The 18,568-nt window shown below is 71.3% G+C and carries 16 protein-coding genes and 1 pseudogene; 4 read left to right on the top strand and 13 right to left on the bottom strand.

Features of this window, described 5'->3' with window-relative positions; translation table 11 throughout:
• The first annotated feature begins 139 nt into the window (after positions 1-139).
• A complete protein-coding gene (locus ACWDVG_RS05280) occupies positions 140-808 on the top strand; it encodes a DUF4389 domain-containing protein (RefSeq protein ID WP_451696382.1) in 669 nt (222 codons plus the stop codon).
• Here ACWDVG_RS05280 and ACWDVG_RS05275 read toward each other — a convergent pair.
• The 5 genes from ACWDVG_RS05275 to ACWDVG_RS05255 form a co-directional block, all read right to left on the bottom strand.
• Positions 739-3,492 carry a cation-translocating P-type ATPase gene (locus tag ACWDVG_RS05275; protein ID WP_451696380.1) on the bottom strand — a complete coding sequence of 918 codons (2,754 nt, stop codon included), beginning with the start codon at positions 3,490-3,492 and terminating at the stop codon, positions 739-741. The two genes, ACWDVG_RS05280 and ACWDVG_RS05275, sit on opposite strands and share 70 nt — an antisense overlap.
• Complete coding sequence (locus ACWDVG_RS05270) at positions 3,485-4,075, bottom strand: Rv1733c family protein (protein ID WP_451696378.1); 591 nt, start codon at positions 4,073-4,075, stop codon at positions 3,485-3,487. The genes ACWDVG_RS05275 and ACWDVG_RS05270 overlap by 8 nt, the downstream gene beginning before the upstream one ends.
• 49 nt (positions 4,076-4,124) lie before the next feature.
• A complete protein-coding gene (locus ACWDVG_RS05265; RefSeq protein WP_451696376.1) occupies positions 4,125-4,628 on the bottom strand; it encodes a flavodoxin domain-containing protein in 504 nt (167 codons plus the stop codon).
• On the bottom strand, positions 4,625-5,080 hold the full coding sequence (locus tag ACWDVG_RS05260) for an Hsp20/alpha crystallin family protein (RefSeq protein WP_451696374.1): 456 nt from the start codon (positions 5,078-5,080) through the stop codon (positions 4,625-4,627). The genes ACWDVG_RS05265 and ACWDVG_RS05260 overlap by 4 nt, the downstream gene beginning before the upstream one ends.
• 448 nt (positions 5,081-5,528) lie before the next feature.
• Entirely contained in the window at positions 5,529-6,434 is a 906-nt protein-coding gene (locus ACWDVG_RS05255; RefSeq protein ID WP_451696372.1) for a universal stress protein, read from the bottom strand.
• A gap of 226 nt (positions 6,435-6,660) precedes the next feature.
• On the opposite strand from ACWDVG_RS05255, the gene ACWDVG_RS05250 reads away from it, so the two are divergent.
• Positions 6,661-7,521, top strand: a complete 861-nt coding sequence (locus ACWDVG_RS05250) for a universal stress protein (RefSeq protein WP_451696370.1) — start codon at positions 6,661-6,663, stop codon at positions 7,519-7,521.
• Positions 7,522-7,582: 61 nt separating this feature from the next.
• Here ACWDVG_RS05250 and ACWDVG_RS05245 read toward each other — a convergent pair whose 3' ends face one another.
• The 4 genes and pseudogenes from ACWDVG_RS05245 to ACWDVG_RS05230 form a co-directional block, all read right to left on the bottom strand.
• Positions 7,583-8,158, bottom strand: coding sequence for a flavodoxin domain-containing protein (locus ACWDVG_RS05245; RefSeq protein ID WP_451696368.1), 576 nt, complete (start codon positions 8,156-8,158; stop codon positions 7,583-7,585).
• A 92-nt stretch (positions 8,159-8,250) separates the two neighbouring features.
• Positions 8,251-8,595 carry a helix-turn-helix domain-containing protein gene (locus tag ACWDVG_RS05240; protein WP_451696366.1) on the bottom strand — a complete coding sequence of 115 codons (345 nt, stop codon included), beginning with the start codon at positions 8,593-8,595 and terminating at the stop codon, positions 8,251-8,253.
• Positions 8,592-9,509 carry a universal stress protein gene (locus tag ACWDVG_RS05235; RefSeq protein ID WP_451696365.1) on the bottom strand — a complete coding sequence of 306 codons (918 nt, stop codon included), beginning with the start codon at positions 9,507-9,509 and terminating at the stop codon, positions 8,592-8,594. The genes ACWDVG_RS05240 and ACWDVG_RS05235 overlap by 4 nt, the downstream gene beginning before the upstream one ends.
• Positions 9,510-9,902: 393 nt before the next feature.
• Positions 9,903-10,100: pseudogene (locus ACWDVG_RS05230) on the bottom strand (DUF1918 domain-containing protein); the annotation flags it as partial.
• Positions 10,101-10,356: 256 nt separating this feature from the next.
• Between ACWDVG_RS05230 and ACWDVG_RS05225 the strand changes: the two are divergent.
• The gene (locus ACWDVG_RS05225) at positions 10,357-11,097 is read left to right on the top strand and encodes an ABC transporter ATP-binding protein (protein ID WP_451696363.1); all 741 of its coding nucleotides are present in this window, start codon (positions 10,357-10,359) and stop codon (positions 11,095-11,097) included.
• Positions 11,094-14,033, top strand: coding sequence for an ABC transporter permease (locus tag ACWDVG_RS05220; RefSeq protein WP_451696362.1), 2,940 nt, complete (start codon positions 11,094-11,096; stop codon positions 14,031-14,033). The genes ACWDVG_RS05225 and ACWDVG_RS05220 overlap by 4 nt, the downstream gene beginning before the upstream one ends.
• Positions 14,034-14,693: 660 nt before the next feature.
• Here the strand turns inward: ACWDVG_RS05220 and ACWDVG_RS05215 are convergent.
• From ACWDVG_RS05215 to ACWDVG_RS05200, 4 genes are all read right to left on the bottom strand, one after another.
• Entirely contained in the window at positions 14,694-15,719 is a 1,026-nt protein-coding gene (locus ACWDVG_RS05215; RefSeq protein WP_451696360.1) for a PIN domain-containing protein, read from the bottom strand.
• A 196-nt stretch (positions 15,720-15,915) separates the two neighbouring features.
• Complete coding sequence (locus ACWDVG_RS05210) at positions 15,916-16,314, bottom strand: DUF5958 family protein (RefSeq protein ID WP_451696358.1); 399 nt, start codon at positions 16,312-16,314, stop codon at positions 15,916-15,918.
• A 47-nt stretch (positions 16,315-16,361) separates the two neighbouring features.
• Complete coding sequence (locus ACWDVG_RS05205; RefSeq protein ID WP_451696357.1) at positions 16,362-16,817, bottom strand: hypothetical protein; 456 nt, start codon at positions 16,815-16,817, stop codon at positions 16,362-16,364.
• Between the two features lie 303 nt (positions 16,818-17,120).
• Positions 17,121-17,759: an SMI1/KNR4 family protein gene (locus tag ACWDVG_RS05200; protein ID WP_451696355.1), complete on the bottom strand. Its 639-nt coding sequence runs from the start codon at positions 17,757-17,759 to the stop codon at positions 17,121-17,123.
• Positions 17,760-18,568 lie beyond the last annotated feature (809 nt).

Here is an 18,568-nt window from a genome sequence, read left to right as displayed (position 1 = left end):
CCGACCGGCCCTCATGGCTTCGGACGGGCCCTCCCGGTCGCCCCCGAACGTCGATGGCGGTGATCCTGAAGGGGGGGCGCAGGTCGCACCCGGGATCGTGGGCCGGCGAAGACGACGATGCGGTGAGGAAGTGACCCCCATGGAGAACCCGACAGCCCCGTACCCGCCGGTCACGGTCACGGGACGGCTCGACGCCCCGCTGTCCCGCTGGCTGTGGCTGGTCAAGTGGATCCTGGTGATCCCGCACTGGATCGTGCTGTTCTTCCTGTGGATCGCCTTCCTCGTCGTGACCGTGATCGCGTTCTTCGCGATCCTCTTCACCGAGCGCTTTCCGCGGGGCCTTTTCGACTTCAACCTCGGCGTGCTCCGCTGGTCCTGGCGCGTGTCGTACTACTCGTACGGCGCCCTCGGCACCGACCGCTACCCACCGTTCAGTCTGGGTCCCGAGCCCGACTACCCGGCCCGGCTCGACATCGCCTACCCGGAGCGGCTGTCGCGCTCACTCGTCCTGGTCAAGTGGTGGCTGCTGGCAATCCCCCACTACCTGGTGATCGCCTTCTTCACCGGCGGGCTGCGCGCCGGCTGGTGGACCGGTGGGCTGATCAGCCTGCTCGCTCTGATCGCGGCCTTCGCCCTGGCCTTCACGGAACGTTATCCGCGGGATCTGTTCGCCCTGGTCATCGGGCTGAACCGCTGGGTCCTGCGCGTCGCCGCGTACGCGAGCCTCATGACGGACGTCTACCCGCCGTTCCGGCTCGACCAGGGCGGCACGGAGCGTGAGGCCGACGCTGACGGCAATCGCCTCTGACGGCGCCGCCCGGCGCGACGCAGCTCGTCCGTGCCCCACACCAGGACGGGGAAGGTCAGGATGAGCAGGACGACGTCCAGGGGGAGGGAGGCGGTGCCGAAGAGGTGCTGGAGCGGGGGCGCGTACACGAGGGCGGCGGTGAAGGCGAGCTCGAAGACGATGCCCGCGAGGAGCAGCGGATTGGAGAGGACGCCGACGTCGCGCAGCGCCGCGTGGTCGGTTCGGGCGGCGAAGGCGGTGCCGACCTGGCAGGTGACGATGCCGGCGAACGTGGCGGTGGTGGCCGTGACATACGCGTGATGGAGCGGGCTGCCGACCTCGGTCGGGTCGCCCGGGTGCCAGCCCGCGCGCCACAGGACGTAGAAGTAGCCGGCCATGACGAGGACCGCCGATGTGAGCCCCAGGTAGCCCCAGCTGCGGGCGAGCATGTCCCGGGAGATCACGCCCTGGTGCGGCGGCCTCGGTGGTCGCTGCATGACGCCGGGTTCGGAGCGTTCCCGGCCGAGGGCGAGGGCCGGCAGGGTCTCGGTTCCCAGGTCGATGGCGAGGATCTGCAGCACGGTGAGCGGCAGCGGGACCGCCCCTGCGGACAGCGCGAAGACGAGGAAGGGGACGATTTCCGGGGTGGCGTGGGCGAAGATGTAGACGATGAACTTGCGGACGTTGTCGTAGACGCGACGCCCGGACTCGATCGCCGTCACGATGGTGGTGAAGTCGTCGTCGGTGAGGACCATGGCGGCCGCTTCGCGGGCGACGTCGGTGCCGGAACGTCCCATGGCCACTCCGATGTGGGCACGGTGAAGTGCGGGAGCGTCGTTGACTCCGTCTCCGGTCATGGCGACGATCCGGCCGTGAGCCCGCAGGGTGTCGGCCACCTTGAGTTTCGTCTCGGGCGAGGAGCGGGCGAAGACGATCTCCGCATCGCCCTCGACCAGCAGCCGGTCCAGCTCCTCGTCGTCCAGCCCCTCGGAGGCCGCGACGACCCGGAGCCGGGGTTCGCCGATGCCGACCTCCCGGGCGACGGCGGCGGCCGTGGCACCGTTGTCACCCGTCACGACGTGGACGCGTACCCCGGCTTCGTGGCAGCGCCGGACGGCGGCGGCCACCTCGGAGCGCGGCGGATCGTACAGACCGACGAGACCCAGCAGGTTCAGGGACGACTCGGCGTCCTGGCGCCGTGTCGGCGGGCGCGCGCCCGGCGGCAGTTCTCGTACGGCCACGGCGAGCACCCGCATGCCGCGCCCGGCCAGCTCCTCCGCCGCCGCACGGGCGCGGCCCACGTCGGCCCCTGGCTGCAGCCGCGGCAGCACCGCTTCGGGGGCTCCCTTCACCACGATCCGTACGCGGCCCGTTTCCGGACCGTCCTGCACCACTGACATGAGCCGCAGCCGGGGATCGAAGCGGAACAGTGCCAGCCGCCCCGTGTCCCGGTCCGCGAGGTCCACGGGGACACCGCGCTCGGCGGCCCCGGCGACGAGGGCCGCCTCGGTCGGGTCGCCGTGCGGTTCGCCGTCGGCGTCCCGGGTGACGGTCGTGCACAGGGCGGCCGTCCGCACCGTTTCCTGGGCCCACGGGCCCGGTTCGGCGCCGTGGCCGGGGGTCCACAGGGCGCGCAGCCGCATTCTGTTTCGGGTGAGCGTGCCCGTCTTGTCCGTGCAGATGACGCTCGTCGAGCCGAGCGTCTCCACCGCGCTCAACCGTTTCACCAGGGCACCGCGCCGCGCCAGGGCGCGGACGCCCACGGCGAGGGCCAGCGTGATGGTCGGGAGCAGTCCCTCCGGGACGTTGGCCACGAGCAGTCCGATGGCGAACATCAGCGAGTCGGTCAGCGGAAGGCCGACGGCCACCCCGACGACGAGGAACAGGGCGCCCATTCCGGTGGCAACGCCGGCGATGAGCCAGGCCACCCTCTTGACCTGCCTTTCCAGCGGGCTCGCCTCGCGCCGGGTCCGCTGGCTGAGCGCGGCGATGCGGCCGAGCTCGGTGTGGTGGCCCGTGGCGAAGACCACGGCCCGGGCCTGGCCTTCGACGCAGGTCGTCCCGCTGAAGACGAGGTTCGGTTCGTCGAGGAGCGGCGCTCCGAGAAGCCCGGCCGCGGCAACCCGCTCGGCCGGGACGGACTCACCGGTGAGCATCGACAGGTCGACTTCGACCCCGCCCTCGGTCACGCGCGCGTCAGCGGGAACCTTGTCGCCCTCCTCCAGGACGATCACGTCCCCCGGCACCAGGTCACGGGCCTCCACGGTGGTGGGTTCTCCGTCACGTACGACGAGGGCGTGCTCGGGCAGATAGCGGGCGAGGGTCTCCACCGCGCGCTCGGCCTGCCGCTCCTGGAGGAGGGCGAAGGCCGCGTTGACGGCGATGACCGCGAGGATCGCCCAGCCGAGGACCGCGAGGCCGGCGACGAAGGCAAGCCCGGCGGCGGCCCAGAGCAGAAGTGCGAGGGGATGGATCAGTTGTCCGGTCAGTTCCCGGGCGAGGGAGGAACGCGCCTTGCGCCGCACCTCGTTGGGCCCGTGGACGGCGAGGCGCCGGGCGGCCTCGCGGGCGGACAGACCGTCCGCTCCGGTCGCCAGTTCGTGCTGCAGCCGGGGCAGGGGCTCGCTGGGGTCGAAGGGAAGCACCTCGTCCGCCGCCCGTGCCCGCGAGTCGGCCAGGGTGTCTCGCCCCGTGCGGTCATTCATCGCCGCCCCCGAGGCCGGTGCCGCGTCGGAGCCTGCCGGACCAGAGAGGCTCCACCTGCTCCCACTCCCGCTCCCAGGCTGTGAGCCGTCGTCCTTCGGAGCGCCGTCGGGCCATGGCGAGAAGGCCGGCACCCGACGCCGCCACGGCTCCGGCAGCCGCGGTGCCGCCCGCGAGCGCGGTCAGCACGAGGTCGTCGGTGCCGTCGGGCGGGCGGGCAGGGCTGCCACGGTCGTCCACCCAGATGGTGACGGTACGGCCCTGAGGCGTCCGCCGCGGGACGTCGACGGTTCCGGACCTGGGGACGTCGTCGGGGTACTCCCAGACCGCCGGTGCCACGGCCGGCGGCCGGCCTCCCTGCCGTGAGGCGACGGGCGGGTCCACGGCCCGCCCGGTTGTGGTGGCCTGCACCTGGTGGCGGTGGGCGGCCAGTTCGCGGGAGGCGTCGGCACCGGCGTTCCCCCGTACGACCGCGGCCACGGCGCCGCAGACGAGGGCGGTCACGCAGACGAGGACGACCGGAATCCGCACGGCGTGTCCCCTTCCGGACACGGTGGCTCCTCGTCCCGCCGTCTCGTCGCTCATGTCACACCTCCGGGATGCGCGAGTCCGCCGGCTGTCCGGGCGGTGCCGCTCAGCGGGTGTTGCCGAGCTCGCTGCCGATGTGGTGCGCCCATTCCCGGATCCGTGCCGGATTGCGGAAGTCCCCGCCCTTGCCGTGCCGGACCAGGGCGCGCGCGATGCGTCCGGGGGTCTCGGCGGTCACGGCGCCGCCGAAGGTGACGTGCTCCCGTGCGCCGAGTTTCTGCATGCGGCGGGCCACGCCGGGCGCCGGCGGGATGTCGTTCTGCTCGGCGGAGCTGTCGACGGGGCCGCTGCTGAACAGCCACAGGGGGCGGTCGCGGAGCTGATCGGCGTTGCGGCGGGCACAGCGGCTCGCCTTGCCGTTCCAGCGCCCTGCGTACAGGGCGCCGCCGAGCACGACGCCGTCGTATCCGCTGACGTCGGTGACCGTGTCGGCCGGCAGGACGACCGCGTCGAGGCCGTCGGCCCGGAGCGTCCTGCCGATCTCGTCGGCGATGCCCGCGGTCGCGCCGTGCTTGCTGCCGTAGGCGACCAGGACTCGTGTCGGGTTCATGGCTGCTCTTCTCCTGCTGTGTCGCCCGCTCGCCGCACGGGTACGGTCCGTCGGGTCTCCGGCTTCCGCTCGGGCGTCGGTACGCGGATGGTGAGGATGCCGTCCTTGTACGTGGCGTCGACGTCGTCGGCGGGGATCGTCTCGGGGAGGCGTACGGTCCGGCGGAAGGAGCCGTACCGGAACTCCGAGTGCTCCTTGTCCTCCGAGCTTTCGCTGTGCTCGGCGCTCACCGTGATGAGGTTGTCGTCGACGGTGACGGTGAAGTCGTCGGGGTCCATCCCGGGCAGCTGGGCCCGCAGCACGTACGCGCCGTCCCCGCTGGACACCTCCACCGGGATGGAGTGCGCGGCGGTGGCGGGACGCCATCCGGGCAGCCCCGGGAACTCACGCTCGAACCAGTCGTTGAAGTCGGGGAAGAGGCTGTGCCTGCGTTCCACCTTGTGTCCGGTCATCGTCGTGCTCCTCGTGTGCGGGCCTGCAGGGGCCCTGCGGATGGATCAAGGTCGGGAGTGCGGTTCCCCCTGCGCTGTCAGTACGGGAGCGGGCGGCCGGAGGGGGTCCGGAGGTCGAGCGGGCCGGGACGGCGCGGCTGCTGGGGACGGCGGCTGATCCGGATCTGCTGCATCGTGCTCACTCCTCCGGGGGTCCGAACGGCGGTCCGGGCTTCAACCCGTGCTCCCACCGTGCCGCCCGGCACCCGTCGCGCCCCAGTGCCGGGAGGGTCATCCCGTCGGGGCCGGTCGGTCCGTACGGGGGCGGGACCGACCGGCCCTGGAGGAGGTACCGTCCGTCCCGGCGCGTGCGGCCGGCGGGACCATCACGGAGCCCTCGCCGAAGACCTCGGCGGCCCGGACGAGGCCGGGACGGAGTCGCCGGGGCCGACGCCCACCTGCACGTCGGTCATGGACCCTCGTCACGTGTCCTGAAGGCGGCCGGGACGATCTGGACGGGGCAGTGGGCGTGATGGATGAGGGCGTGCGCGACACGGCCCAGGGACCGGCCGAGGACCGGGGAGCGGCGGCCGCGGCCCAGCACGAGCAGGTCGGTGCGGGCACTCGCGTCGATCAGGATGCCGGGGGTGCTCGTGCCGGTCTCCACGTGGTGGGCGACAAACAGCCCGGGATACACGTCGCGGACGGTGTCGGCGAGCGCCTTCACGTCGTGCACACGTTGCCGGGCGATCGCGTCGAGGTCGTCGAGCATGGTCGTGACGCGGCCGACGTGGGTGAGCACGTTCCATACGCTCACGATGTGCAGGGCCGCCTTGTGGGCATCGGCTTCGGCAGCGGCGAGCAGCAACACGTCGAGGTCCGAGGCGTCGAGTACGGCGGCGGTCACGGATCCGGTCTGGGGTCGCTCGTTCTCCCCGCGTACGACGATCACGGACACGTCGGCGCGGGCTGCCACGCCGAGGCCGACCGAGCCCAGCAGAAGGGCGGAGAAGCCTCCGAGCCCACGGTTGCCGACCACGATGGTCCCGCGCTCGCCGGCGGTCTCCTGGATGCCGGAGACCGGATCGCGACGGCTGAGCACCTTGGTGACGGCAAGCTCCGGGTAGCGTTCCCGGACGGCGTGCGCGGTCTCGGTCAGCAGGTCGCGGCCCGCTTCTCGTACCGCCTGGAGAGTCTCCGCGTCGGTCCAGTACGCCCGCCCGTCGGTGCCGGCGGCGTGCACGAGGCACAGTGGACGTCCCCGGCGGTCCGCTTCGGCGGCGGCCCAGAACGCGGCGGTACGGGCGGAGGCCGACCCGTCGACGCCCACCACGACATCGCCGAGCTCCGGTCGGGCGGGGGTCTCGTTGTTCATGGTTCCTCCTCCGCAAGTACGCCACCGGAGCCCGGGAGCCGAGCCCTGGGAACGGCAAGTCCCACGCTGGCACCGCGGTCGGCTCCGAGGCGATGGGCCGTTCGGCCCCGAGCGGGACCTGCCCGGCCCTGCTGCGCGGGGCGGTTCGGGCAGCAGCCTGGAGCTGAGGCCCGTACGCGTGCGGCGCTCGGACGCCAGGGCGCGGACCCGGCTGAGGAGGCAGGCCATGACAGCCCAGGTCACCGTTGGTCTCGACGGCTCGGTGGAAAGCACCGCGGCCGCTCGTTGGGCGGCGACGGAAGCGGTGCTCCGCGAAGTGCCGCTCCGGATCGTGCACGTGGACGAGTGGCCGAACGCACCGGAGATCCCGTCCCCGTACGCTCGCACCCACGCAGAACGCGCCCGCGGCCTGCTGCGGGACGCGGCGGCAGACGCACGCAAGGAGCATCCCGGACTGGAGGTGTCCACCGAGAGAGTGCAGGGCCGGGCGGCCGAGGTTATGACCGCCGCCGCGAACGAGGCCGACCTGACGGTACTCGGCTCGCGCGGTCTGGGTGGCGTCCTCGGCTTCGTCGTCGGCTCGGTGTCTCTCTCCGTCGTCGGCGCCGCCCGGCAGCCGGTCGCCCTGGTGCGCGTGAAGGGTGAGCGGCCCACGCCGTCCCGCGCCGGCATCGTCGTGGGCGTCGACATCTGCCACCGGTGCGAGGCCCTGCTCGGTGTGGCGTTCGCGGAGGCCGCTCGCACGGGCCTCCCCCTCCGGTTCCTGCACAGTTGGACGCTGCCCGCCTCGTACGGCTACGCGGCTCTGGCGAGTCCTGCACCCGGCGACGTGCTGGGCGACCGTCTCGAGGGAGGCCTTGACGATCTCCTGGAGCCGTGGCGGAGGCGGTACCCGGGGGTGCACGTCACGGCGGGGGCTGCCATGGGCCCTGCCGCGTACCACCTGGTCGAGGCGTCGCAGGACGCGGATCTCGTCATCGTGGGCCGTCGGAGCCGGAGGGTGCCCGTGGGCCCGCACCTCGGCCATGTGGCGCACGCGCTGATCCACCACAGCCCCGCCCCGGTCGTCCTCGTGCCGTTGGTGTGATCCTGATCCGACCGCCGAGCAGCGCCGTGTCCCGGCCGGCCCGTCTCGACACGGGGTGCCGTCAATCCGGGGTGTCGTCGGCTTCGGCGCCGCTGCCGAGCACCTCACGACCGATGTGCCCGGCCCAGTCGTCGACCGCGGGCCAGTCCCGGTAGTCGCCGTAGCGCAGCCCCATCGCCCGGAACTTCACGCGCGCTGCCGGCGTCAGGTGCCCGGGCTCGATGACGCCCGAGAACAGGCGGTGACCGCGGGGACGCAACTCGTCGACCAGGCCGCCGACCACATGGCCTTCCTCCCTGCCGACCAGTGCCCGCCACGGACCTCGCACGGCAGCCGGCATCCCCACGCTGAACAGCCATACGTCTCGCCCGGCCAGCAGGTCCGCGCTGGCGCGGACGAAACTCAGCGCCTCAGGAAGCCACGCCATGTCGTGAACGGCACTGCCCACCACGAAGACGTCGTACGCACGCGGGTCGCCCACCGCCTTGACGGGAAGCACATCGGCCAGGGCTCCCTGCTCCCCGAGACGAGCGGCGATGCGCTCGGCGATGCTCCTGGTCGAGCCGTGGACACCGGCGTGAGCGACGAGTACGCGGACGCTTTCACGTCGTCGGCCAGGCTGCGGAACAGTGCTCACACCCGCCAGTCTCGTGCGGTACCGCTCCGATCGCGACTCGCGGAGCCGCGCCGACGTCCCACCCGCAGGCCCGCAGAGCGGAAGCACCTACGCTACCGGCCGTGGGATACGCATTCACGTTCGAGCAGCCTGCGCCCGGCGGCTGCTCCGGCCCCCCGCATGATCTCCCGGACGAAGCCCATCTGCCAGTTGTCCAAGGTGAACGACGCACGGTCACGGCGGCCGGTCAGATCCTGAACGGTCGTCTCCAGGGCGTTCGCGAGTCGTACCAGGAACTCGATCCCGGGGGAAGGCAGTTGCTCCTCAAGGAGGTCGATGTACCCCGGTGTGGAGCCGGCCCGTGCGGCCACCTCCTCGCGGGACGGGCCGAGACGGGCTCGCCTGGCCTCGACGCGGCGGCCGAGGTCGCTCATGTGGTGCGGGGCAGCGGAGTTCACGGCTGCTCTCCGTCCGAGGGAGCGTGGTGGTGCTGGGGGATGACGGCGACCGGACAGGAGGCGTGGTGCAGCGCCCGGTGCGCGACCCTGCCGAGCTCAAGGCCGACCAGGCGGCCCTGGCGTCGCGCCCCGACGACCAGCAGGTCGGCGGCGGCGGAGCGGTCCGTCAGCACCCGGTGCGCGGAACCCTCGACGGTGCTCCTGCGTAGCCGGACGTGGGGGAATTCGCGCGCCAGCGGGTCGAGGACCTTGTCGAGGAGTTCGGAGGCCCGGTGCTCGAAGTACGTGCGGGGCTCGCCGCTCAGCAGCGGGTGCTCGACCGGTTCGTGGGCGGGACGTCGCCATGTGCGTACGACGTCGAGTTCCGCGTCCCGGACCGCCGCCTCACGGAAAGCGAACCTGACGGCCGGTGCGTCCACGTCGTGATCGCCGATGCCCAGCAGGATCCGCTGGTGGCGGGCTTGCAGGGCGTGCCGGTCCCCGCGGACGACGACGACCGGGCCGTGGGCCCGGGCGGCCACGACGAGGCCGACGGAGCCGAGCAGCAGGTCGGCAAGCTCTCCCCGCCCACGGGAGCCGACGACGAGAACCACGGCGTCCTGCCCCTCACGGAGCAGCGCACCGGAGGCGTCCTCGGCGAGTACGTCCGCGGTGACGGTGAGAGCGGGAGCACGGCGCCGGGCACGGTCCGCAGCCGTGCCGACGATGTTCTCCGCGAGAACCTGGCCCGAGGGGCGGTCGGTGGTCCAGGCCGGCACGGCGCCCTCGTACCGTTCCCACAGAGAGGCGTGCACGATGCGCAGCGGATGTCCGTGCCGCACCGCTTCGTCGACGGCCCAGTCCAGAGCCGTGAGGCTCGCGTCGGAACCGTCGACGCCCACCACCACGGGGGCTGTCGCCACGGTCGATGCCATCGTCCCCACCGCCTTTCGAGTGCCAGGTGGATCACTGCCACGCTCGCACCGGGCTCACGGGGCCGAGTAGGGCCGGTCGGTCCTGTCATCGGCCCACCCGGTCCCCCGTCGGAGCGGAGCCGGGTGCGGAAGAAGCAGGCAGTACCTGCCGGCTGGCGGGCACATCAGGAGGAAGCGCGACGGGAGGAAGGACCCATCCGCTTCTCGCGGACCCTGATTGCGCGGTGCGCGGCACGACGTCCGCTGCTCCGCGTCCTCACGCGGGTCCTTCCTCACGTCCGGTACACGTCGCCGGCTCGGCTCGCACCAGGGCTGACCGGGCCTTGTCGGAGCCCGTTCGGCGCCTTGCGCAGCCGATCCGGACGGAGCTCAGGGTTGTGAAGCAGCCGCTTCCGTTTCGGAGTGCGCGAAGTGCTGGACACGCGCGTCGGGGCCGGGAAAGACGAGTGTGACCCGGCCGGTGTCCGACCAGCGGACGTCATAGGGCGGGGTCCCGTCCGCATGATGCAGCCCGACGATCTCACCGTCGCGCCCCGCGTCGCCGACGGTCGCGCCGCCGATGATCAGCCGGTCGCCGACGTGGGCCCACAGACCGGCGCGGTCCTCGTCCCACGCGGCTCGTGCTCCGGTCCTGGTCATGGTCCTCACCTCCCAGGAGCGAGAGCGGGGAGCATCGATGTCCCGGATCTCCGCGACGTCTCCGCGCTCGGCGGCTCCTCCCTCCACCCTGCGGGCGAGCCGGCGGGGCTCACAGGGGCCAACGGTCCCGGAAGGGGACCGTTCGGCACTCCACTGTGGCCTGGTCGGCCGTGGCCGTCCCCTCCGCCCAGGGGTTCGCATGGAAGACATGAACAGCGACCGACCCCTCCTGGTCGCCACCGGAGTCCGCAAGATCTACCGGACCGGCTCGGTGGCGGTCACCGCCCTCGACGATCTGGATCTCCTCGTGCGCCATGGAGAGCTCGTGGCGGTCATGGGCCCCTCCGGGTCCGGCAAGACCACCCTGTTGAACTGTCTGTCCGGGCTCGACGACATCGACGGCGGCCGGGTCGAGATCGACGGCCACGACCTCTTCGCGATGTCGGACGCCGCCCGCACCGAGCACCGCGCGCGCACCATGGGCTTCGTCTTCCAGGCGTTCAACCTCATCCCGGTCTTCTCGGCCGTGGAGAACGTCGAACTCCCCCTGCTGCTCGTCGGCACCCGGCCCCGAGAGGCGCGGCACAGGGCACTGGCCATGCTCGAACGGGTCGGCCTCGGCCACCGGGTCGAGCACCGCCCCAGCGAGATGTCGGGCGGTGAGCAGCAGCGGGTGACCATCGCCCGTGCCCTCGCCGGACGGCCGGCCGTCGTGTGGGCCGACGAACCGACCGGCAACCTCGACAGTGCGATGGCCGACCAGGTCATGGACCTGCTGTGCGAACTCAACCGGGACGAGGGCCAGACGATCGTCCTGGTCACCCATGACGGCGCCATCGGCGCCCGCGTCCCCCGGCTGATCCGGATGCGCGACGGGCGGCTGGTCGACGACCGCCGGCAGCCCGCCTTCGCCATGGACTCGGCCGACGACACGCAACGGGACCGATGATGTATCCGAACCTGCTGGCCCCGCTGCTCATCGTCCTCGCGCTCGCTCTGGGGGCTCTGGTACTGGTGGTCGTCCGGCAGCCGGTGTCCCGTCGGCTGGCCTTCCGCCAACTCGCCCGGCGGCGCACCGAGGCCGCGCTCGTGATCGGCGGATCGGTGCTGGGTACGGCCATCATCATCGGCGCCCTGGTGGTCGGTGACACCCTGAACTTCTCCGTACGCCAGGAGGCGTACCGGACCCTGGGCCCGGTGGACGAGCGCGTCGTCGCACCGCCCGGACCGGCCGGCCGGGCGGTCGCCGATCGGCTGGCGGTCCTGGAGGACGATGCCGACGTCGACGGCGTGCTGAGCGCTCAGGCCACCCAGGCGTCGGCCGTCTCCCGCTCCGACGGCCGGACGGTCGCCGAACCGCGTGTGCTCGCGTGGCAGATGGACTTCGACAAGGCATCGGGCTTCGGCGCCGCGGGCGGGAAGTCCGGGATCGAGGGGCCGGAACCGAAGCCAGGTGAGGTCGTGATCAACACGCCGCTGGCACAGTCGCTGCGGGTGGGAGCCGGGCAGCCGATCACGCTCTATCTGTTCGGCAGCCCGCACACCTTCCGGGTGGAGCGCGTGGTGCCGGAGCAGGGCCTCGCCGGCGTGGGCCTGGGCGGCAGACTGAACCGTGACGCCTTCCTGGCCCCGGGCACCCTGGACGCCGCGGCCCGGGCCACCGGCGCGGAGCCGCGCTCGGTCACCTTCGTGTCCAACCGCGGTGGTGTCGAGGGCGGCGACGCCCTGACGTCCCAGGTGACCTCGGACATCCGCCGGGCCCTGGGCCCGCTCGCGGACCGGACTGCGATCGAGACGCCCAAGCACACCGTGCTGCGCGACGCCCAGCAGGCCGGCGACTCCCTCGGCGCGCTGTTCCTGATGATCGGCAGTTTCAGCATCATCGCGGGCGCTCTGTTGCTGGTGAACATCTTCGTCATGCTGGGCGAGGAGCGGAAGTCCCAGATGGGCATGGTCCGCGCGATCGGCATGAAGCGTTCCCGGCTGGTCGCGTCGTTCACCGTCGAAGGAGCCGCCTACGCGCTGCTGTCGGCGCTGCCGGGCGTGGCCATCGGAGTGGCCGTCGGATGGGGTGTCGCCGTGGTGGCGGCGGAGATCTTCCAGGGCTGGTCGGTCGGTGGCAGCAGCATCCGGATCGCGTTCGCCCTCACGCCCACCAGCATCCTCAACGGTCTGGCCATGGGGCTGCTCATCGCCTTCGCCGCGATCCTCGCGACCAGCTTCCGTATCAGCAGGTTCAACATCATCGCCGCCATCCGCGACCTGCCCGCGACGCCCGGGCGCGGGCCGCGCCGCCGACTGCTCGTCGTGTCCTCCGCGCTGGCGGTCCTGTGCGCGCTCGTGGCGGTCCCGGCGGTGGCACGGAGCCAGCCCGACGCGACCTACCTGATGCCGGCGCTCGCCCTGGCCTTCGCGGCTCCGGCGCTCCTGCGCCTCCTTCCCCGGCACACGGTCACCACCCTCGTGGCGGGCAGCGTCCTCGGGTGGACCCTGCTGGCACCCGTCGTACGTCCCCGGATCTTCGACACGCCGTCGATGTCCGTGTACGTCATCCAGGGCGCCCTGGCCGCCTTCTCGGCGGTGGTGCTCGTCAGCGACAACCAGAAGACGCTGCTGCGCCCCGTGCGGCGGCTCCTGGAGCGGCCGTCGGAGTCGGGGCTGGCGGCCCGGCTCGCGGTCGCCTATCCGCTGGCGAAGCGTTTCCGTACGGGTGCGACCCTGGTGATGTACACGCTGATCGTGTTCGTTCTCGTCCTCCTCACGGAGATCTCCGGGGTCCTCCGGGCCGGAGTCGACGGAGTCGTCCGTGACGCCACGTCCGGCTACTCCCTGCGGCTCGATTACAACCCCCAGGTCGCGGGCGAGGGGCTGATCGCGGACCTGCGTGGCGGCCCGTCGGCCGACGGCATCGCCACCGTGGCTCCGCTGCTCAACGCCTCCGGCCGGGCCACCGACCCCGGGAACCGCAGCACTCAGCCGCTCGACATCGCCGCCGTCGGCGTCCCCGACGGCGCGATCACCGGCATCACCTTCCGCGAGCGGCTGCCCGGTCTGGGAGACGACCCCGCGGTGTGGCACGCACTCGCCACCGATCCTCGATTCGTTGTCATCGACGGCTTCTTCGGGAGCACCGGCGGCCCGGCAGGTGACTACTACGACCCCGGTGACACCCTCACCGTCACGGACCCGCGGACCGGACGCAGCGAACAGAAGGTCGTCGCAGGGGTGCTCAGCAACGGCATGGTCTTCTACCCGGGCACGGGTGCCAGTTCGACGACATACCCCGTGGTGATGGGCGAGCGGGGCATGCGCGAACTGTTCGCCGACCAGGCCCAGAACGCCTCCGCCCTCGTCAGCACCCGGCCCGGGACCTCGGCCGACGCCCTGGCGACCCAACTCCAGGGCGAGCAGCTGTCGTCCAGCCTGGTCGCCACGCCGATCGCCTCCGAGATCCGCCACCAGTTCGACGCCAGCACCGCCTTCTTCCGCCTCATGCAGGGCTTCCTCGCCCTCGGCCTCGGCGTGGGCATCACCGGGCTGGGCGTGGTCATGGTCCGGGCCGTACGCGAACGCCGCCGCACCATCGGCATCCTGCGGGCCCTCGGCTTCCGGGCACGGACCGTCCGACGTTCCTTCCTTGCGGAGAGCGCCTTCGTCGCCGCGGAGGGAATCGTGCTCGGATCCGTGCTGGGTGTTCTCACCACCTGGCTCATGTACCACAACAGTGCGGCCTTCGCGGGTCTCGAAGGCGGGTTCCCCGTCGAGTGGAGCAGCATCGTCGGCCTGGCCGCAGCCACGTTCGCCGCGTCGCTCCTGGCCACCGTGGGACCGTCCCGCCGCGCCGCCGCCATCCGGCCCGCACGCGCGGTCCGGGTCGCGGAGTGACTCCGCGACCCCCGCCGACGCGATCATGGCCCCGCTGACCGGTGGAGTCGGGTTGGTCCCCGACCGGCCCCGAAAACGATCTTGAGGCCGTATCGGGTGCTTCCGATACGGCCTCCGACCTGAGGAGAAGCAAGTCGAGGCCTACGTGCTGTGGGTTGGCCGGCCCGAACTCGGAGACGGTGTGGCTGTACCTATTGCCGAAGATCCGCAGCTCGCTCTCCGGCACGCGGTACGTCTGGTCCTTCTCCCGCGGCGTGCAACGGGCGTCCAATCGAGCGACAGCGTCCGCAGCCTATTCAGGGCATTGATGCGGTCGACCGTCTCGACTTCGGGCCTGCATCTGCCGCGCCTGGGAAGCAGGACGATGCCGCAGCAGCGAGTCCGGTGACGAAGGAATCGGTGAAGTCGTCCAGGACCTCGAACCACAAGGGCTGGCCGTCGAACGCGGCCATGGCGCGGAGCTCGCCGCGGTCGCCGCACAGCCTGCGACTTCTTCGTCGGCGCCGTGCGGTTGGAGGAGGCCACTCGCTATGGCTCCGGCCAGATCGAACGCCCAGTCCCCCGCGTCCTCGGCCTTCGCGATGTCCGCCAGCTGCGGCAGTGCGGCGATGCTCGCCGTCTGGAGCTCAGGCCGCCTGCTCCTTGGGCTGTGCGGCGGCGCTATGTCTTTCTGCTCGTAATCCCTGCTGCCGGTCGCCCGATGGTCCATAGATCGCCCGGGGCGCGGACGAATGCGGCGTGGGCGGTCATGTCCCGCTTCAGCAGTGCAGCGGAGACGATGTGACCGCGCTGGGTGAGCGCGTCGCGTAGTTCGCCGGGGGTCAGGGGCCGACCGCAGCGCGCGAGGTGCCGGGCGGCGAGCTGCTCGGTGGTGGGGTAGGGCGGGGGCTGGACCACCAGGAGGGAGTCGCTGAGCGTTCGGTGCTCGGTCATCCCGGCGTTCGCCAGTTTCAGCAGGGGTGTTGCCGCCTTGCCTGCCTGGGAGAGGCGGTGGTGCCAGTTGTCTCGCGTGAGGTAGCCCTTTCGGTGGCACCACCACAGCAGCGCGCTCACGGTGGCGGCCGCAGCCAGTGGATTGCTCCGGGCAAGGACGGCAAGGCGGCGGGCGCCAGTGCCGAGCAGGCGCAGTGCCCAGTCCATGACCGTCAGCGCGTTCGCGGCGATGGCCTCCAGGCCGGCTATGCGCATCACGTTCTGGACGACCGGGATCCAATCGATGACGGCGACTCCGAAGCGGGAGAAGACGCTGTCCTGGGTGATGATGACGCAGGGGGCGAGGAACTCCGCCAGCGCCATCGTGGGCGCGTCGTCCGGGTCACCCCGGTGCCTGCGCGGCATCTCGTGGTCGACCCGAAGGATGTGGCGGGTCTGCGGGGAGAGGTGGTCGCGGATCTCCAGGTCGACGACCCTGACGGAGGACAGGATCCGCTGTTCGAGCGCGCGGCGTGCCAGGGCCTCCGGTACCTCGTGGTGGTTGGCCATCTTGGCCAGGTGCTCGTCGATCTCAGCGGGAACGTGGGCGGCGATGTACGGGGCCGCGCGGCCGGTGAGGGCGAGCGCGGTGAACTTGTCCTGCTTGCCGCCGCTCTTGGCCAGGGCACAGGCTTCCACCAGCAGCGCGTTGGCGTCGAGAACGGGCAACAGCATCGGCCCGTCCAGCACCATCGGGTTGAGCACCTCTCCCACGTCCTGGCACCGGAAGGTGAGCAATGCGACCTGGTCGCCCTGGTGACCGAGATCCTGACCGAGGGCGGGATGCATGTGACCTTCACGTGAATCGGCCGAGCTGCCGCGGCAGGAACTTCGAATCGGGTGCCGGTCCTTCGGGCTACGAACGCGCCGGCCTGACACGGGTGCTCACGCGCTGAAACCGACGAAGCGATCAGTCAGCAGCAGACAGCCTGTGCCACCAATGAGCGCACCCGCTCGAGCAGTAGCGTCCGCGGCGTCGTTCATCGGCTATCGCAAGCACCGCGACCAGCAGCCGGAACGCCTTTCGGCGTTCGTCGCGGGGAGCGAGAGAGGCGATCTTCCCCAGTTGATCGCTGATCCGACCACGAGTGATCAACACCCCCGGCGTGTGCGTCGGGCGCAGGCCGGCACGGCGGATGCCCTCCGGTCCGTCCTCGGCGACGGCGCGTGCCTGAACACAGTGGTGGCGCAGAAGCAGCAGGGCCTCGGACTGCTCCTCAGGGTCGAGTGCGTCGAACCATTCGATGCCCTGCGACATCGGACGGAGCCCCTGGGCAAGTTCGTTGAGCATGACGTCGCGTTCGGTCATACCTGTCCCCCCGACCCCTGAAACGGTGCTTCGCCGCGGCGTCGATGTCAGTGGAACCAGGCGACGAGTCGCACATGATCCGCTCCGTGGAGGTCGCTGAGTGTCCGCATCACACTCCAGACCGGCCCCCAGTCGCTGCCGTCTCCGGCGACCGATTCTCGGCTTCGCGTGCAGGAACTATCTGTTTCCAGCCAGTCGGTCGAGGCGAGCTCGGCCCACGTGATCCATGTCGTGCCGTGGGTGTCAGGAGATCCGCCGTACGCGGCGTACTCGGCCTGGAGCCCCTCGGACGCATCGCGCGGAAAGCCGCGGCCTTCAGCCAGAGGATGGAATCCGAAGCAGTTCCGGATACCGAAGAGGCAGGCAAGGGCGTCGTAGGCGTTGCCGTTATCGAGGAGAAAGAGGTCGATGGCGGCGTGCCACACACAGTCGTCCTCGTCGTCGGGTCCCCAGAGACGGGCGCCTGTCCGGCACTCAATCATCCCGCTGACCTCAGTAGACATGCACACATGCTGCCCGCACGACCCGTGAGTCGGCACCTGCTTTTCCTCCGACCCCGCTCACCAAACCCGCAACAGCTGGACGTCGAAGAGAACAATGACGGGGGTGGCGGGGCAAGCACTGCGCGAAGGCGCGTCAGTATAGCTCGCCACTGCTCCCAGTCCTCCGCGTCGGAGGCCGGTCCCTCCTCGTCGCCAACGATGCGGGCAAGGGCTTCGTCGGCAAGTACCCCAAGGTCGGAAGGAAACACGGACAACGGTATTTCCGGGCCATAGGGCATGTCGACGGGTTCGCCTCCCGGGCACTCAGGCCGCTGCCCACGGCTCAGCACGCCAGCCCGGCCGTTCCTCGTCCAGCCACTCCTCGACGGTCCGCCGCCATGGGTCGGTGGTGTCGCTGTCGACGGCATCGGCCCAGGTGTCTTCAGCGACGTCCGGATCGACAACGAGGCTGTCGAGGTAGGCGTCGAAGTCGTCAGCAGCCTTGGTGAAGACCCCCTTTGACAGGGATCCAGGGTGAGGGATGCCTTGCACGAAGGCATGGAGCTGGCCATGGGTCGCCGGGTTCAGGTCCAGGAACAGGGTGTCACTCCCGCCGTTGCGGGCGATCGGGAGAAGACCGGCCAGCGAGACCTCATGGGCGAGCCGCCCATTACGGCTGCGGCGGTACTCGCCCAGCAGGGTGCCCCAGCCGTATTCACCATCGTTGTCACGGCCGAGCTGATAGAGGTCGTCAAAACTCTGCAGCAGCTCCGGGTCGCAAGCCGGCAGTCGGACCGAGTACGTGAGGCTCTCGCCGCCCGCCGCCTCCAGGAACGAGCGGTAGGAACGCGGCAGCCGCAGCCCGATTTCCCGTTCGAGACGTTCAACTTTCCCTCCCTCGAACGGCCTGAACGGCCCCAGGACCAGACGGCCTCGATACCAGCGCGACAGCTCCTCGGACACGGCCAGATTGTCGCACTCCGTGGCACCCCGGGCCGTACTTCGAATACGCCCCGGTGGTGCACTACGACTTCATCGACTCCCCCGGCACCCGACGGCGGGAAGCAGCTGATCCGCTTCGCCTCCGCCGCCACCCAGAAGGGCACCTTGCGCCTTCCGCGGCATGGATACGTCACCCTGTCCGAACACGGCAAAGGGCAGATCTCGGTGACCTGACCGCGCCGATCACAGCGCTTTTCGTCTTGACCGGAAGGTGAACGCGAGGGTGACGACGGCAGTGATCCGGGCGGCGCTGCGACGGTCGTTCCACCGGCCGCCACGCTGCACACCGAGCGTACGAGGAACCGCGAGCACCTCCGTCCGCAGAAAGCGAGGCCCGCCGCCGTGACGGGGCCGCGGCGGCGGGCATGTGGTGCTGCGGGGTCAGGCGACCCGGACGTAGAGATCGCACAGGCCGCCCGCGTTGAGAGCGTGACGGCCCGTTCGAGGCGGGGCCGGATGGCGAGGGTGTGGGGATGTCGTCAGCATCACCCCGATCGCGCACGCCCGACATGCCACCGGGCCAGCAACAGCCCCCGTCTCCCGAAACGGCAGCGCCAGCCGTGCGGGGCGGTGAAGACGAAGAGGGTTCAGGGGCCGGGCCGCCCCTCTGGCGGCCCATCTGAAACCGCGCCCTGGGCGCGGGGCTCGTACGGTCGCGGTGGGACGGCGCACAGGACCGCCGCCCCTGTCGGGCCGGCGTCGGCCCCCCCTTCGCCCCTCCCGAGGGGACCGGCGCCCACCGCGGCCTCCGGTCAGCAGCAGGCGCTGCC

Source organism: Streptomyces sp. NPDC003327, from assembly GCF_053589515.1.
Note: the sequence above shows the minus strand (reverse complement) of the source record. Positions and strands in the feature narration are given on the sequence as shown.

What these genes read in the sequence shown, in the direction of transcription:
- ACWDVG_RS05225 (WP_451696363.1), top strand. Translation starts at nt 10,357, where the DNA reads ATGAACAGCGACCGACCCCTCCTGGTCGCCACCGGAGTCCGCAAGATC.
- ACWDVG_RS05275 (WP_451696380.1), bottom strand. Translation starts at nt 3,492, where the DNA reads ATGAATGACCGCACGGGGCGAGACACCCTGGCCGACTCGCGGGCACGG.
- ACWDVG_RS05260 (WP_451696374.1), bottom strand. Translation starts at nt 5,080, where the DNA reads ATGACCGGACACAAGGTGGAACGCAGGCACAGCCTCTTCCCCGACTTC.
- ACWDVG_RS05210 (WP_451696358.1), bottom strand. Translation starts at nt 16,314, where the DNA reads ATGACCGAACGCGACGTCATGCTCAACGAACTTGCCCAGGGGCTCCGT.
- ACWDVG_RS05205 (WP_451696357.1), bottom strand. Translation starts at nt 16,817, where the DNA reads ATGTCTACTGAGGTCAGCGGGATGATTGAGTGCCGGACAGGCGCCCGT.
- ACWDVG_RS05235 (WP_451696365.1), bottom strand. Translation starts at nt 9,509, where the DNA reads ATGGCATCGACCGTGGCGACAGCCCCCGTGGTGGTGGGCGTCGACGGT.
- ACWDVG_RS05220 (WP_451696362.1), top strand. Translation starts at nt 11,094, where the DNA reads ATGATGTATCCGAACCTGCTGGCCCCGCTGCTCATCGTCCTCGCGCTC.
- ACWDVG_RS05250 (WP_451696370.1), top strand. Translation starts at nt 6,661, where the DNA reads ATGACAGCCCAGGTCACCGTTGGTCTCGACGGCTCGGTGGAAAGCACC.
- ACWDVG_RS05280 (WP_451696382.1), top strand. Translation starts at nt 140, where the DNA reads ATGGAGAACCCGACAGCCCCGTACCCGCCGGTCACGGTCACGGGACGG.
- ACWDVG_RS05265 (WP_451696376.1), bottom strand. Translation starts at nt 4,628, where the DNA reads ATGAACCCGACACGAGTCCTGGTCGCCTACGGCAGCAAGCACGGCGCG.
- ACWDVG_RS05255 (WP_451696372.1), bottom strand. Translation starts at nt 6,434, where the DNA reads ATGAACAACGAGACCCCCGCCCGACCGGAGCTCGGCGATGTCGTGGTG.
- ACWDVG_RS05270 (WP_451696378.1), bottom strand. Translation starts at nt 4,075, where the DNA reads ATGAGCGACGAGACGGCGGGACGAGGAGCCACCGTGTCCGGAAGGGGA.